The 13,723-nt window shown below is 64.2% G+C and carries 17 protein-coding genes; 6 read left to right on the top strand and 11 right to left on the bottom strand.

Going from position 1 to position 13,723, the window contains the following annotated elements; translation table 11 throughout:
• Positions 1–27 precede the first annotated feature (27 nt).
• Positions 28–2,238 carry a phosphoribosylformylglycinamidine synthase subunit PurL gene (gene purL, locus I6F33_RS11775; RefSeq protein WP_225124751.1) on the bottom strand — a complete coding sequence of 737 codons (2,211 nt, stop codon included), beginning with the start codon at positions 2,236–2,238 and terminating at the stop codon, positions 28–30.
• 186 nt (positions 2,239–2,424) lie between these two features.
• Between purL and I6F33_RS11770 the strand changes: the two genes are divergently transcribed.
• On the top strand, positions 2,425–2,904 hold the full coding sequence (locus I6F33_RS11770; protein ID WP_225142582.1) for a PaaI family thioesterase: 480 nt from the start codon (positions 2,425–2,427) through the stop codon (positions 2,902–2,904).
• 76 nt (positions 2,905–2,980) lie between these two features.
• Positions 2,981–3,937, top strand: coding sequence for a DMT family transporter (locus I6F33_RS11765; RefSeq protein WP_225142580.1), 957 nt, complete (start codon positions 2,981–2,983; stop codon positions 3,935–3,937).
• Between the two features lie 13 nt (positions 3,938–3,950).
• On the opposite strand, the gene I6F33_RS11760 is transcribed toward I6F33_RS11765, so the two are convergent.
• The 3 genes from I6F33_RS11760 to I6F33_RS11750 all read right to left on the bottom strand — a co-directional run bounded on the left by I6F33_RS11760 (position 3,951) and on the right by I6F33_RS11750 (position 6,002).
• The gene (locus I6F33_RS11760) at positions 3,951–4,376 is read right to left on the bottom strand and encodes a GFA family protein (protein ID WP_225142882.1); all 426 of its coding nucleotides are present in this window, start codon (positions 4,374–4,376) and stop codon (positions 3,951–3,953) included.
• Positions 4,377–4,514: 138 nt separating this feature from the next.
• The gene (locus I6F33_RS11755; protein WP_225142578.1) at positions 4,515–5,252 is read right to left on the bottom strand and encodes a tetratricopeptide repeat protein; all 738 of its coding nucleotides are present in this window, start codon (positions 5,250–5,252) and stop codon (positions 4,515–4,517) included.
• Between the two features lie 144 nt (positions 5,253–5,396).
• A complete protein-coding gene (locus I6F33_RS11750; RefSeq protein ID WP_225142576.1) occupies positions 5,397–6,002 on the bottom strand; it encodes a TetR/AcrR family transcriptional regulator in 606 nt (201 codons plus the stop codon).
• Between the two features lie 131 nt (positions 6,003–6,133).
• Between I6F33_RS11750 and I6F33_RS11745 the strand changes: the two genes are divergently transcribed.
• Entirely contained in the window at positions 6,134–6,532 is a 399-nt protein-coding gene (locus I6F33_RS11745) for a RidA family protein (protein WP_109143224.1), read from the top strand.
• A 47-nt stretch (positions 6,533–6,579) separates the two neighbouring features.
• On the opposite strand, the gene I6F33_RS11740 is transcribed toward I6F33_RS11745, so the two are convergent.
• On the bottom strand, positions 6,580–7,569 hold the full coding sequence (locus I6F33_RS11740; protein ID WP_225142574.1) for a tripartite tricarboxylate transporter substrate binding protein BugD: 990 nt from the start codon (positions 7,567–7,569) through the stop codon (positions 6,580–6,582).
• Positions 7,566–8,267, bottom strand: coding sequence for a phosphoribosylformylglycinamidine synthase subunit PurQ (purQ, locus tag I6F33_RS11735; RefSeq protein WP_036027846.1), 702 nt, complete (start codon positions 8,265–8,267; stop codon positions 7,566–7,568). The genes I6F33_RS11740 and purQ overlap by 4 nt, the downstream gene beginning before the upstream one ends.
• A gap of 167 nt (positions 8,268–8,434) precedes the next feature.
• Between purQ and I6F33_RS11730 the strand changes: the two genes are divergently transcribed.
• Positions 8,435–9,451 (top strand): magnesium and cobalt transport protein CorA, encoded by a 1,017-nt coding sequence (locus I6F33_RS11730; protein WP_225142572.1) that lies wholly within the window; start codon positions 8,435–8,437, stop codon positions 9,449–9,451.
• A 19-nt stretch (positions 9,452–9,470) separates the two neighbouring features.
• Here I6F33_RS11730 and I6F33_RS11725 read toward each other — a convergent pair whose 3' ends face one another.
• Genes I6F33_RS11725 through purC form a run of 3 tightly spaced genes read right to left on the bottom strand, consistent with a single transcriptional unit; the run spans position 9,471 to position 10,682 of the window.
• Positions 9,471–9,656, bottom strand: a complete 186-nt coding sequence (locus I6F33_RS11725) for a hypothetical protein (protein ID WP_036043481.1) — start codon at positions 9,654–9,656, stop codon at positions 9,471–9,473.
• Positions 9,657–9,661: 5 nt separating this feature from the next.
• The gene (gene purS / locus I6F33_RS11720) at positions 9,662–9,904 is read right to left on the bottom strand and encodes a phosphoribosylformylglycinamidine synthase subunit PurS (protein WP_036012950.1); all 243 of its coding nucleotides are present in this window, start codon (positions 9,902–9,904) and stop codon (positions 9,662–9,664) included.
• A 10-nt stretch (positions 9,905–9,914) separates the two neighbouring features.
• On the bottom strand, positions 9,915–10,682 hold the full coding sequence (gene purC, locus I6F33_RS11715; RefSeq protein WP_173015815.1) for a phosphoribosylaminoimidazolesuccinocarboxamide synthase: 768 nt from the start codon (positions 10,680–10,682) through the stop codon (positions 9,915–9,917).
• A gap of 320 nt (positions 10,683–11,002) precedes the next feature.
• Between purC and I6F33_RS11710 the strand changes: the two genes are divergently transcribed.
• The gene (locus tag I6F33_RS11710; protein WP_057029475.1) at positions 11,003–11,326 is read left to right on the top strand and encodes a DUF1476 domain-containing protein; all 324 of its coding nucleotides are present in this window, start codon (positions 11,003–11,005) and stop codon (positions 11,324–11,326) included.
• A gap of 5 nt (positions 11,327–11,331) precedes the next feature.
• On the opposite strand, the gene I6F33_RS11705 is transcribed toward I6F33_RS11710, so the two are convergent.
• Entirely contained in the window at positions 11,332–12,429 is a 1,098-nt protein-coding gene (locus tag I6F33_RS11705; protein ID WP_225142570.1) for a LysR family transcriptional regulator, read from the bottom strand.
• Between I6F33_RS11705 and I6F33_RS11700 the strand changes: the two genes are divergently transcribed.
• Positions 12,410–13,237, top strand: coding sequence for an oxaloacetate decarboxylase (locus tag I6F33_RS11700; protein ID WP_225142568.1), 828 nt, complete (start codon positions 12,410–12,412; stop codon positions 13,235–13,237). The genes I6F33_RS11705 and I6F33_RS11700 overlap by 20 nt on opposite strands.
• Here I6F33_RS11700 and cynS read toward each other — a convergent pair.
• Positions 13,224–13,712 carry a cyanase gene (gene cynS / locus I6F33_RS11695; protein ID WP_025037304.1) on the bottom strand — a complete coding sequence of 163 codons (489 nt, stop codon included), beginning with the start codon at positions 13,710–13,712 and terminating at the stop codon, positions 13,224–13,226. The genes I6F33_RS11700 and cynS overlap by 14 nt on opposite strands.
• Positions 13,713–13,723 lie beyond the last annotated feature (11 nt).

Here is a 13,723-nt window from a genome sequence, read left to right as displayed (position 1 = left end):
GCTACAGATCTGATTTGTGGCAGCGCCTTATGCCGCCTTCCCGCCCATATATTCCGGCAGCCAGCGCTCGTACGATTTGCGCAAGCTGTCGATCGTAACCGGCGCCTCGCCGGCGATCGCGATGGCATCGCCGCCGGTGGTGCCGATCCGCACGCAGGGCACCTCGCAGCCGCGCATCTTGGCGAGCACGCGGCCGGCTTCGGTTTCCGGCACGGTGACGAGATAGCGCGCCTGGTCCTCGCCGAACCAGTAGGCCTGCGGCACCAGCGCAGTCGGCGCCGCCAGCAGCTTGGCGCCGATGCCGCCCGCCATCGCCATCTCGGCCAGGGCGATCAGGAGGCCGCCGTCCGACAAATCATGCACGGCGGTCGCGGTGCCCGCATGGATCATGCCGCGCACGCAATCGCCGTTGCGCTTCTCGGCCGCAAGATCGACCGGCGGCGGCGCGCCCTCCTCGCGGCCGCAGATGTCGCGCAGATAGACGGACTGGCCGAGCCAGCCATGGGTCTCGCCGATCAGGAGGATCGCCTCGCCCTCTGCCTTGAAGGCGAGCGACGCCGACTTGGTGAAATCGTCGAGCAGGCCGACACCGCCGATCGAGGGCGTCGGCAGGATCGCGCGGCCGTTGGTCTCGTTGTAGAGCGAGACGTTGCCGGACACGACCGGGAAGTCCAGCGTGCGGCAGGCTTCCGAGATGCCCTTGAGGCAGCCGACGAACTGGCCCATGATCTCGGGCCTTTCAGGGTTGCCGAAGTTGAGATTGTCGGTGATCGCGAGCGGCTTGCCGCCGACCGCGGTGATGTTACGCCAGGCTTCCGCGACCGCCTGCATCCCGCCTTGATAAGGATCGGCCTCGCAATAGCGCGGCGTGACGTCGACAGTGAGCGCGAGGCCCTTCGGCCCGTCCTGCACGCGCACGACGGCGGCGTCGCCGCCGGGACGCTGCATGGTGTTGCCGAGGATGACGTGATCGTACTGCTCCCAGACCCAGCGCTTCGAGCACATGTCCGGCGTGCCGATCAGCTTCTCCAGCGCAGCTCCAAGGCCCATCGGCGCCGGCACGTCGCGGGCATGCACGACCGGCAGCGCTGTGGACGGGACGTGCGGGCGGTCATAGACCGGCGCCTCGTCGCCAAGCTCCTTGATCGGCAAATCGGCCATGACGTCGCCGCCATGCTTGACCACGAAGCGCTTGCTCGGCGTCGTGTAGCCAACCACGGCGAAGTCGAGGCCCCACTTCTTGAAGATCGCCTCGGCTTCCTTCTCCTTCTCGGGCTTGAGCACCATGAGCATGCGCTCCTGGCTTTCCGAGAGCATCATCTCGTAGGCGCTCATGCCGGTCTCGCGAGTCGGCACCGCATCAAGGTCGAGGTCGACGCCGAGATCGCCCTTGGCGCCCATCTCCACCGCCGAGCAGGTCAGGCCCGCCGCGCCCATGTCCTGGATGGCGATGACGCAGCCCTTCTCCATGATCTCGAGGCATGCCTCTAACAGCAGCTTCTCGGCGAAGGGATCGCCGACCTGCACGGTCGGGCGCTTCTCCTCGGACTTGTCGTCGAACTCGGCCGAGGCCATCGAGGCGCCGTGGATGCCGTCGCGGCCGGTCTTGGAGCCCAAATAGACGATCGGCATGTTCACGCCGGAAGCCGCCGCATAGAAGATCTTGTCGGCGTCGGCGAGGCCCACCGCCATGGCGTTGACGAGGATGTTGCCGTCGTAGCGGGTGTGGAAGCGCACCTGGCCGCCCACCGTCGGCACGCCGAAGGAATTGCCGTAGCCGCCGACGCCCGCCACCACGCCGGAGACGAGATGCCGCGTCTTCGGATGCTCGGGCGCGCCGAAGCTCAGCGCATTGAGGCAGGCGATCGGGCGCGCGCCCATGGTGAAGACGTCGCGCAAAATGCCGCCGACGCCGGTGGTCGCGCCCTGATACGGCTCGATATAGCTCGGGTGGTTGTGGCTCTCCATCTTGAAGACCACAGCCTGGCCGTCGCCGATGTCGATCACGCCGGCATTCTCGCCGGGGCCCTGGATCACCCAGGGCGCCTTGGTTGGCAGGCCGCGCAGATGGATGCGCGAGGATTTGTAGGAGCAATGCTCGTTCCACATCGCCGAGAAGATGCCGAGCTCGGTGAAGGTCGGCTCCCGCCCAATCAGCTTCAGGATGCGCTCATACTCGTCGGGCTTGAGCCCGTGGGCGGCAACCAGTTCGGGGGTGATCTTGGGTTCGTTCTTCATGGATTCGAGGCTTTCGGCGGCGGTTTGGCCGTTCTTAGGAACATCGGACGGCTTCGAAAAGCCCTTTATGGCGCATTTTCCCGCTGTCCCACGTTTTGCGCCGGCAGGGCCGGCGGGAACGGGAATTGCACGGCGCGGTCGGATCGGATTTAAGGTCTAAAGACCCGCAATTGAAGGCCTATTTCCTTGCACGAATTGACCAAAGCGCCCCCGCCGCGCCGCCCCGACCTCCATGTCGCCACCGAGGGCGAATTTGTGGGCTGGCGGACCTGGATTCGCGACAGTTTTGAGTCCCATGTCGGCCCCTTCTGGCACCGGATCGAAGCGGACGGGAGCGTCCGCAGCGCCTTTCGCGTCGAGAAGAAGCACCTCAATGGCTCCGGCAACGTCCATGGCGGCTGCTACATGGCCTTTGCCGACTACTCCCTGTTTGCGATGGCCACCCATGTCCTGGACAGCCGGGCGGTGACGACCAACTTCGCCTGCGAATTCCTCGATGCGGCACGCGAGGGCGAACTGATCGAATGCACCGGCGAGGTCACCCGCGCCGGCGGCTCGCTGATCTTCCTGCGCGGCAAGATGATGTCCGGCGAGCGACTGCTGCTGACCTTTTCCGGAACGATCAAGCGGATGAAGCGGAAGGCACTCCCTCAGCCAAACGCATAGCTCGACGCCTTCCCTTTTCGCGCCCACTCGCCCAGACTTCCCACCAAGCGCTTTCGCGCCGGGGAGCAAGAACAAGGTGCCGCAGAGCACATCCGAGGCGAGTCGCGCGACGGCGGCCGCATTGTCGTCCACGCCCGCCACCGGCGCACGCAACTGGCGCGATTATGCGCTGCTGCTGGCGCTCGCCTGCTGCTGGAGTTCGACCTATCCGCTGACCAAGCTAGCGCTTCCCACGATCCCACCCATCACCTTCATCTCGGCGCGCTCGCTGATCGCCGCCGCCTTCCTGTTCGCGATCCTATGGATGCGTGGCACCAGGATCCCCACCGACGCAAAAGCCTGGAAGCTGTTCGCGACCCAACAATTGATCAACTCGACCTTCCCGTTCCTGATCATCACCTGGTCGCAGCAATATGTGCCGGCCTCGAACACGGTGGTGCTGGCCTCGACCACGCCGATCTTCGCCTTCCTGATCACCTCGCTGATCACGCGGCACGAGCCGGCGACGCTGCTCAAGCTCACTGGTGCGATTTTGGGACTCGCCGGCACCGTCGCCATCGTCGGCCTCGACGCACTGCGCGGGCTCGGTAGCGAGATCGTGGCAGAGATCGCGATCCTGCTCGCCACCATCTCCTTTGCCTGCGCGACGATCTTCGGCCTTCGCCTGTCCGAATACGATCCGATGGTGGTCGCGGCGGGATCGCTACTGTTCGGCGGCCTCGTGCTGCTGCCGCCCTCACTGCTGATCGACCAGCCCTGGACGCTGCAACCAACGCCGACCGCGATCGTCGCCACCATCATCATGGGCATCGTCTCGAGCGCGCTCGGCCTGATGTTGTTCTACGTCTGCCTCGGCCGGCTCGGCACGCTGACGACCAACGCCCAAGGCTATTTGCGCATTCCGATCGGCGTCGGCCTCTCGGTGCTGCTGCTCGGCGAGAGCGTGCCGTCGAACCTCGCACTGGGGTTATTGCTGGTGATGGCCGGTGTTGCGGCGATGACGGTGCCGGCGGAGCGGTTGAAGTGGCGGTAGCCGACGGCGATGGTCAATCCGCCGAAATAAAGCGGAGGGTACCTGCACGGCGCGTCGGTTTGCCGGTGTCGTTGGTGTGATTGACGCCGTCCATGACGGGCACCTCAGGAAAATCGAACGGACTTACCCCGTCGAGGCAAGCCACGTTGACAGCATACAGATTCTGGTCAGATCGACGCTGATGATGCGTGTAGATTCCGCAGCGGGAACAGAAGAAATGCTGCGCTGATGCGGTATGGAAGCGGTAGCTCGTCAGCGCATCCTCGCCCTTCAGGAACTTGATGCCGCCCATCTCCGCCATGACGACGACCGCACCGCGCATCCGGCAGTAAGAGCAGGTGCAGCGGCGGATCGAATTGAAACCGTCACTCAGCGACGCCTCGAAACGCACCGCCCCGCAATGGCACTGACCAGCCCGGACGTTTGTATCACTCACCATGTTGCATGCTTCCTGGCGTTGCTGCGAATGACGACGCCGCTCGGCGACGTCAGCGGGCACAACGTTCTCTCAAATGTGGGCCGAACAATCAAAAGGAATCGCCCAAGGCATCAAAACAACTCACGCGGGCCGGACTCCTCACGCCGACAACTGCTTCTCCGCGATCGACAGCCACTCGGCCTGCGCCTTGCGCAGATATTTCGGCGCGCGCCGCATCTGGATCAGGAGCTCGTTGAAGACCATGCGCGCCTCTGCGGTGCGGCCGACCGTTTGCAGCAGCATGCCGTAGCGCACCCGCGCCTCGGCGCCGGGGAAGTAGTCGGCGAGCGCGTGATATTCCTCCAGCGCCTCGTCGACACGTCCGACCTCGGCGAGCGCGCGGGCATAGAGCAGATGCGCGTCGGCGGAATCGAAATCGGGCCATTGCTTCTGCAGATCGTCCAGCGTCGCCAGCGCATCGGCCGGGCGGCTGGCGGCAAATTGCGCCTGCGCCCTGCGCAGCGCGTAGGAGGGATCGTGGCCCATCGGCAGCTTCAGGATGTGATCATAATGCGCTTCAGCTTCGCCGAACCGGCCGATATTCGCGCACTCTTCCGCCAGCGCCGCACGGTTGGCGATGGTGTCGGTGCCGGCGAGTTGGTCGGACAGCTCGCGATAGCGCTTCTCGGGATCGAGGCGATTGGCGACACGCTGGCGCGCCTGCCGGGCACCGGGGCTGGAAAACCATTCGGGAATGAGCTCGACCGCGATATAGGCGATCGCGCCCATCATCGGCACCAGCAGGATGATGAAGGCCCAGGGGCGCAACCGTCCAGTTCGCGAGGCGTGATAGATCAGCGTGATATCGAGCAGCAGAACGACCAAAGCAACGGGCATGTGACATCCGGAAAGCACAACGACAGCCGGTCTCCTGATAATGCAATCGAACCAATGAAACAACTTTGAGTTGCTTCAACCGGCAAAAATCAGCGAACCCGGACGCGCGCCTTAATGGTGACGAGGGGTCAGTCGCCGCAAAACCTATGCAGGTTCACGCGCCTCGCGTAGCAATCCACTCGCCAGCGTTCGAAACGCGTCGACGGCCTTGCTCAGCACATTCTTGGGATCGTCGGCTGCCGCGACCCACAAGGCGGCGCTGAGCGCAGCCCCGTTCAGCAACCGCCCCGCCGCTTCGACATCGACCGGCTTCACGATTCCCTCCTCGATCAGCGCACGGATCGTTCGCATGGTGATATCGAGACAGGCGTTCTCGCCGGGCCATTTGGAGGGATCGCCGAGCACGGCAGGTCCATCCAGGAGCATGATGCGCTGGATCTCAGGTTCGAGCGCCATTTCGATATAGGCGCTTCCCTCGGCGAGCAGGCCCAGCCACGGGCTGGGCGCTCGCTCCCGAACGATGCGGAGCCGCTCCGCCATTTCACCGTCGATCTGCTCGACGACGGCCCAGAGCAGCCCCTTCTTGTCTTCGAAGTTGTGATACAGCGCGCCCCGCGTCAGACCGACGGCCGCAGTGAGCTCGTCCATCGACGCGTCTGCATAGCCCTGCGTGGCAAATGCCGCGCGTGCGGCGCGGATGAGCCTGGCCCGGTTTTCCGCCATGGCCGCGGCGCGCTTCCCCTTTGCCATGCCCTGCCCCCTTGACATACGCCTCGTATGTGAGCGATATCTCACATACGAAACGTATCTGAAATTGCCGTGACGCGCCAGCCATGGAACACTCACGATCCGCTCACGCCCATCAACTGAAAGGCCCTGCCATGCCCCAGCGAGAGGCAATCTTCCCCGCCAACCGCCACGCGCTCTATCAAGTGCATCGCTACTCCGCAGCGATCCGCTCCGGTGACCTGCTGTTCGTGTCGGGGCAGGTCGGCAGCCGCGAGGACGGCTCGCCCGAACCGGTATTCGAGGACCAGGTCCGGCGCGCGTTCGCCAATTTGCGTGCCGTGCTCGCCGCTGGTGGATGCACGCTGGACGATGTCGTCGATGTCACCACGTTCCACACCGATCCGGCGAGCCAGATCGAGACGGTGATGGCCGTTCGCGCCGAGGAGATCGGCGAGCCGCCCTATCCGAACTGGACGGCTGTCGGCGTGAACTGGCTTGCCGGCTTCGACTTCGAGATCAAGGTCATCGCCCGCATTCCTGTGCTCCAGTAAGCTTCCGGGCGGCCATACGCCGGCCGCCAGCAGACAACTTGGCCGGGCTACTTGTTGGCGTCGTCCGCCAGCATCTTGCGGTACTTTTCGACGTCGCGCGTCACGAGCTTTTGCAGCACGTCGGGCGCGTGCTCGTCGGCATCGGGCGCGACGGTCGACAGGTCGGCGAAGCGCTTCTTCACCGCTTCGGTCTCGACGGCTGTGCGCGCCGCGGCATTCAGCTTGGCGAGCACGGCCTGCGGCGTGCCCTTGGGCGCGAACAGGCCGTTCCAGCCCTGCGCCTCGAACTCGGGCAGGCCCGCTTCCGCCGAGGTCGGCAGATCCGGCAGCGTTGAGAGCCGAACGGTCGAGCCGACCACGAGGCCCTTCACCAGCTTGTCGTTGATCGACTGCGACACCGAGGCGGCCGCGTCGCAGACGCCGTCGATCTGGCCGCCGACCGCGTCGGTCAGCGCGGGCGCGGCGCCGCGATAGCCGATCAGCGTCGCGTCGATCCCGGCTGCTGTGACGAAGCTTTTGCAGATCAGATAGTTCGAGGAGCCGACGCCGGCATGGCCGAGATTGATCTTGCCCGGATTGGCCTTGGCATAGGCGATGAACTCTTTCAGGTCCTTCGCCGGAAAGTCCTTGCGCAGCGCGATGATGCCGAACGTCTTCGCCACCATCGCGATCGGCACGAAGGAATCAGGCGTGAACGGCAGTTTTGGATAGATCGTGTAGGTCGCGGCATTGGTGCCGGCATTGCCGATCGCAATCGTATAACCATCCGGCTCGGCGCGGGAGGCCCGCGCCAGCGCGGTCGAGCCGCCGGCCCCCGCAACATTCTCGATCACGATGGTCTGGCCGAGCGCGATGCCCATCTGCTCGGCCACCGCGCGCGCGATCACGTCTGAGGTGCCGCCGGCCGCGAACGGCACGATCATGGTGATGGGACGCTTGGGATAATCCTGCGCGGATGCGCAAGTGGCGATCGAAAATGTCGCGAACGCTAGCGCCGCGATCGCGGCGAGCGCACGCTTCACCACGAACGAGATCACGCGGCTTTTTCCAGATGCTGGGCGAGACCGGCGAACAAGCCGCGGCCATCGGTGCAGCCCATGATGTCTTCGACGTGGTTTTCCGGATGCGGCATCATGCCGAGCACGTTGCCCCGGTCGTTGACGATGCCTGCGATGGAATGCGCGGCGCCGTTGATGTTGTTGAAATCGTCGACTTCGCCGGCAGCGGAGCAATAGCGATAGAGCACCCGCCCCTCGCCTTCGAGGCGCTTGATCGTCTCCTCATCCGCCTCGTAATTGCCCTCGCCATGGGCGACCGGCACGCGGATCACCTGGCCGGCATTGTAACCGCGCGTGAACGGCGTGTCGGAACGCTCGACGCGCAGATGCACGTCGCGGCAGATGAATTTCAGCCGCGCATTGCGCATCAACACGCCCGGCAAGAGGCCGGACTCGCAGAGGATCTGAAAACCGTTGCAGACACCGAGCACGAGGCCGCCCTTGGCCGCATAGTCGCGCACCGCATCCATCACCGGTGCACGCGCCGCAATCGCGCCGCAGCGCAGGTAATCGCCGTAGGAGAAGCCGCCGGGCACGACGACGAGATCGGTGCCCGCAGGCAGCGCGGTCTCGGCGTGCCAGACCATCGCGGGCTCGCTGCCGGAGATCAGCCTCAACGCGCGCGCCATGTCGCGCTCGCGGTTGATTCCGGGAAAGACGAGGATGGCGGCTTTCATGGCAGAGGTTCCGACGCGGCTGGGAATCGAAGCTGGCCAACGGGCCAATTCGCGAACAGACATAACCATTTGACGGGGATTTTACCAGTGCTAGCGTTGCGGAGCGCCCTTGTACACAGGCCATAGCCACGCGCCTTTGGCCGCTCGATTTGCCCGGGATTGAAGCCATGAACGTCCCGTCGCTGCCCGCACCCCTCTCCGAACCGGTATCCGCCGAGGGCGTCGTCGCCGCCGGCGCTTATGTCGACGGCCGCAGAGTCGCCAATATCGCCATCAGCGAGGCCTCGAGCTGGCGAGCCAAGCCCGGCCATGTCGTGTGGATCGGGCTGCACGAGCCCGACATGGCGCTGCTCGGCGCGGTGCAGAAGCAGTTCGACCTGCACGACCTCGCCATCGAGGACGCCAACCACGCCCATCAGCGGCCGAAGATCGAGCAATATGGCGAGGCCCTGTTCATCGTCGCGCGCACCGCGCAATTGATCGAGGGACGCATCGCCTTCGGCGAGACCCACATCTTCGTCGGCGAAGGCTATCTGGTCTCGGTGCGCCACGGCGCCTCGACCTCCTACACGCCGGTGCGCGAGCGCTGCGAGAGCTGTCCGCGGGCGCTCGCGCGCGGCGAGGACTACATCCTCTATGCCATCCTCGATTTCATCGTCGACAATTACTCGCCCGTGCTGGAGAGCATCCACGACGAGATCGAGAGCATCGAGGATGACGTGCTCTCCAAGCAGATCAGCAAGGCGCAGATCGAGCGGCTCTACATGCTGCGCCGCGACCTGTTGCGGCTCAGGACCGCGATCGGCCCGCTGGTGGAGGTCTGCCGCCGGCTGGAGCATGACGACCTGTCGATGGTGCGGCAGGCCATGCAGCCGCTGTTCCGCGACGTCACCGACCACGTCCGCAACATCCAGGAGCGCATCGATTCCATGCGCGAGGTGCTGGCCTTCGCCTTCGAGGCGAGCCTTTTGGTCGGCCAGGCCCAGGAGACGGCGGTGTCCAAGAAGCTCGCATCCTGGCTCGCCATCATCGCGGTCCCGACCGCGCTCGCCGGCATCTACGGCATGAACTTCAAGCACATGCCGGAGCTGGAATGGGAGTACGGCTATTTCATGCTGCTGGGCGTGATGCTGACGGCATGCGGCTCGCTGTACTGGCGTTTTCGGCGGGCGGGATGGCTGTGAGTCCAGACGCTCAGACTGGTTACATGCCTCGTCGGCCAGACCACGTGCTCTGCGCCACCTGAAGGTCGTGCAGCATGAGAAGCTGCTCTTCTCGACAGGCGCTCAGCTCAGACCTGATTTCGTCGATCTTGTATTCGACATCACCGAGCGTTTGCTCGATCTGCTTCAGCAGCTCGAAAATCAGCTCTTTGCCGATATCCGCCACTCCGCTCAGGCTTTCATCTCGATCGCATAATTCTCGATCACGGTGTTCGCCAATAGCTTGTCGGCGGCCTCCTTCAGCGCGGCTTCCGCCTTGGCCTTGTCGGCGCCGGCGAGCTCGATGTCGAACACCTTGCCCTGGCGGACACTGGCAACGCCGTCGACGCCAAGCGATTTCAGCGCGCCTTCGATGGCCTTGCCTTGCGGATCGAGGATTCCCGTCTTCAAGGTAACGGTCACACGTGCCTTCACGTCAAACCCCTCAGCTCTTCACCAGCACCGGGCCCGAGCCCTGCGGACGCTCGTTCTCCATGAGGATCCCGAGACGCTTTGCAACTTCGGTATAGGCCTCGAGCAGGCCGCCGAGGTCCCTGCGGAAACGATCCTTGTCGAGCTTCTCGTTCGACTTGATGTCCCACAGACGGCAGCTGTCCGGCGAAATCTCGTCGGCGACGATGATACGCATCATCTCGTTCTCGAACAGGCGGCCGCACTCCATCTTGAAGTCAACGAGGCGGATACCGATGCCGAGGAAGAGGCCGGTGAGGAAGTCGTTGACACGAATGGCGAGCGCCATGATGTCGTCGATCTCCTGCGGCGTCGCCCAGCCGAAGGCGGTGATGTGCTCTTCCGATACCATGGGGTCGTTGAGCTGGTCGTTCTTGTAGTAGAATTCGATGATCGAACGGGGGAGCTGCGTGCCCTCCTCGATACCGAGCCGCTGCGACAGCGAGCCGGCGGCGACGTTCCGCACCACCACTTCGAGCGGCACGATCTCGACCTCGCGAATCAACTGCTCGCGCATGTTGAGGCGGCGGATGAAATGGGTCGGCACCCCGATGTCGTTGAGGTGCTGAAACAGGTACTCCGAGATCCGGTTGTTGAGGACACCCTTGCCCTCGATCACCTGATGCTTTTTCGCATTGAACGCGGTGGCGTCGTCCTTGAAGTGCTGGATCAAGGTACCGGGCTCCGGGCCTTCGTAAAGAACCTTTGCCTTGCCTTCATAAATGCGACGCCGACGGCTCATGGGGATGTACCGTGTTTTGTTGAAATCCATGAATTTGGTGTGCTCCGGTTGACTAGGATTACGACCCACAGCGGAGCTGCCGTGAACGGCCAGGAACCCATCTATAACCCGTTGGAAACAGAACGGGAACCAAGCCTTAGGCAACCTATCCGATTGGCTGTCCGAGCACAATCGATCCGGCCGTCCGGCACCAACTTATACCGTCTTGCCTGCGGCTTAACGGCCCGTTGTTTTGCCGATTCGTGCTATCTATGTAGGCATGCAGCCGGGTCGCCGCAACGGAAGGCTCCCGCTCCATTCAGCGAGGATTTGGAACAGGCATGAGCGAGTTCGACAAACGCCAGGAAGGCTTCGAGAAGAAGTACGCCCTCGACGAGGAGCAGAAGTTCAAGGCGGAGGCCCGCCGCAACCGGCTGCTCGGCCTGTGGGCAGCCGAGAAGCTCGGAATCACGGGTGATGCCGCCACCGCGTATGCCAAGGAGGTGGTCGCGGCCGATTTCGAGGAGGCCGGCGATGCCGACGTCCTGCGCAAGCTGACGGCCGATTTCGCCGCCAAGAACGTTGTCGTCACCGAGCAGGCGATTCGCGCCAAGATGAGCGAGTTGCTCGCGGTTGCCGCCGCCGAGGTGAAGGCGGGGAAATAATCGAGTCAACCGACGCGCCGGCGCGCAATAGCCTTGCGCGCCGGCGTTCTTCTTCTGCCTTCCCGCGTGGTCGAGACATTCGGCCCGGCATAGTTGCGGCGGATGGTTTCGAGCAGGCGCTCTGCGGCAGCGCTCAAAAACCCATCACGACGCGTGACGAGGATGATATCCTGGTGCGCATCAAGGTCGCCCACGGCGATCGTCGCGATCGAGCCCGCACGCAGCTCCTCCGCCACATGGCTTTTTGCCAGCAGTGCAAGACCGAAGCCCGATTCCACCAGCCGCTTCTGCGCAGTGAGGCTGTCCACGGCCGTCCATTCCACCTCGCCAAGTCCCCGCGTCAGAAACAGCGCGAACACGTGAGCCGCGGCAATCTCGCGGCGGCCGCGAATCTCGGGGAATGCGATCCAGCGCTCGCCACCAAGCTCGGCGAGGCGTTTCACCCGCTGTCCGGCGCGAGGATGGTCGGGCGCACAGACCACTTGCAACGATTCGCGCAGGATCTGCTCGCAGGCGAGATCGCCGGAGCGGTCGGCGTTGTAGCGCAGGCCAATCGTGGCCTCGCCGCGCCGGATGAGATCGCTGACCTCCGCGCTGGTCGCCGTCCGCAAGCTTAGCACGACGGCGGGATGCTCCTTGGCAAATCGCTTCATGATGGTCGAGAGGCGGCTGTCAGCGAGCGTCCCGGTCACGGCCAGCGAAACCGGCCCTGCATTCTGCTTGGTCAGTGCGCGGATCGCCTGTTCGCCATCCTGCGCCGCGGCCACTGCGCGCTCGGCATAGGGGATCAGCACGCGCCCGGCATCGCTCAGCCGCGTGCGGCCTGCCACCCGCTCGAACAGGGGAACGCCGAGCTCCTGCTCCAATAGAGCGATACGGCGCGAAATCGCCGGCTGCGAGCGGTGCAGGAATTTCGCGGCATGCGAAATCCCGCCTCTGCGATGAACCGCCAGGAAGGTGTTGAGGGCGTCACTGTCCATCGCGACCTCATGCAAAAAGCTGATGATATCTGACAGAATAACAAATTTGGCGGATGACGAAAGTGCGCCTAAAGCTCGTTGGGACAGACAATGGAGACGAGCCATGACGAGCCAGTTGGACAAGGCGAGAGCGTTTCGCGCGTTGCACGAGCGGCCCGGTGCCTTCATCATTCCCAATCCATGGGATGTCGGCACCGCGAAGCTGCTCGCGGCGATGGGCTTCGAAGCCCTGGCCACTACGAGCCTCGGGGTCGCCAACATGCTCGGCAGCAGCGGCGTCAGCCTCGACGTCATCCTCGCCAACGCACGCACGATCGTGGAAGCGACCGACCTGCCCGTCAGCGTCGACCTCGAGAATTGCGGCGCACATGAGCCGAGACGCGCCGCCGAAGCTATTCGGCGTGCCGCAGACACTGGCGCGGTGGGCGGCTCGATCGAGGATTTCAGCGGCGATCGCGATCGCCCGATCTACGACTTCTCCCACGCCGTCGAGCGCGTCCAGGCCGCGGTGGAGGTGGCACGCGCGCTGCCCACTCCGTTCACGCTGACGGCGCGGGCCGAGAACTTCCTGCACGGCCGCAAGGACATCGACGATACGATCCGCCGCCTGCAGGCCTTCGAGGCCGCCGGCGCCGACGTCCTCTATGCGCCGGGCCTGTACGATCTCGCCACGATCAGGACGGTGGTGTCCTCGCTGGGCAAGCCCTTCAACCACGTGATGGGCTTTGCCGACCCGACGCTAACCGTCGAGCAATTGTCCGCCGCTGGCGTCAAGCGCATCAGCGTCGGCGGAGCCATGTCGCGCTACGCGCTCGCAGCGTTCCTGAACTGCGCGCGCGAGATGAAGGACAAGGGGTCCTTCACCTACATCCGCGAGATGGCGCCGGTCAGCGAGCTGCGCGCCGCCTTCGCCGCGGTCACTCCTCCTTGAAGCCGTACTCCGGCACGTTGCCGCTGGCGCCGTAATATTTATACGGCAGGAACTTGCCGCTCATGGTGATCTTGACGCGGTCGCCCTTGGGGTTGGCGACGCGTTCGATGCCCATGTCGAAGTCGATCGCCGACATGATGCCGTCGCCGAACTCCTCCTCTATCAGCGCCTTCCAGGCCGGACCGTTCACCATCACCATCTCGTAGAAGCGGTAGATCAGCGGGTCGGTCGGCGGCATCGGCGTGCCGGTGCCGCGCATCGGCACCTCGTTGAGCATGGCAACTTCCGCCTTCGACAGGCCGAACAGCTCGCCGGCATTGGCAGCCTGCGGCTTCGTCAGCTTCATCTGGCCCATGATCGCACCGACGATCAGCACCTCGGAATAGCCGCCGATCTTTTCGCAGATGTGCTTCCAGCTCCACCCCTTCTCGCGCTTGATGTCGAGCAGTTTTTCGGTGAGGTCTTCGCGTTTCATTAGGGTCTCCT

The organism is Bradyrhizobium sp. BRP20 (genome assembly GCF_020194215.1).
Classification (GTDB): domain Bacteria; phylum Pseudomonadota; class Alphaproteobacteria; order Rhizobiales; family Xanthobacteraceae; genus Bradyrhizobium; species Bradyrhizobium yuanmingense.
The sequence above is the reverse complement of the archived record's forward strand: the minus strand, read 5'-3'. Positions and strand labels throughout refer to the sequence as shown.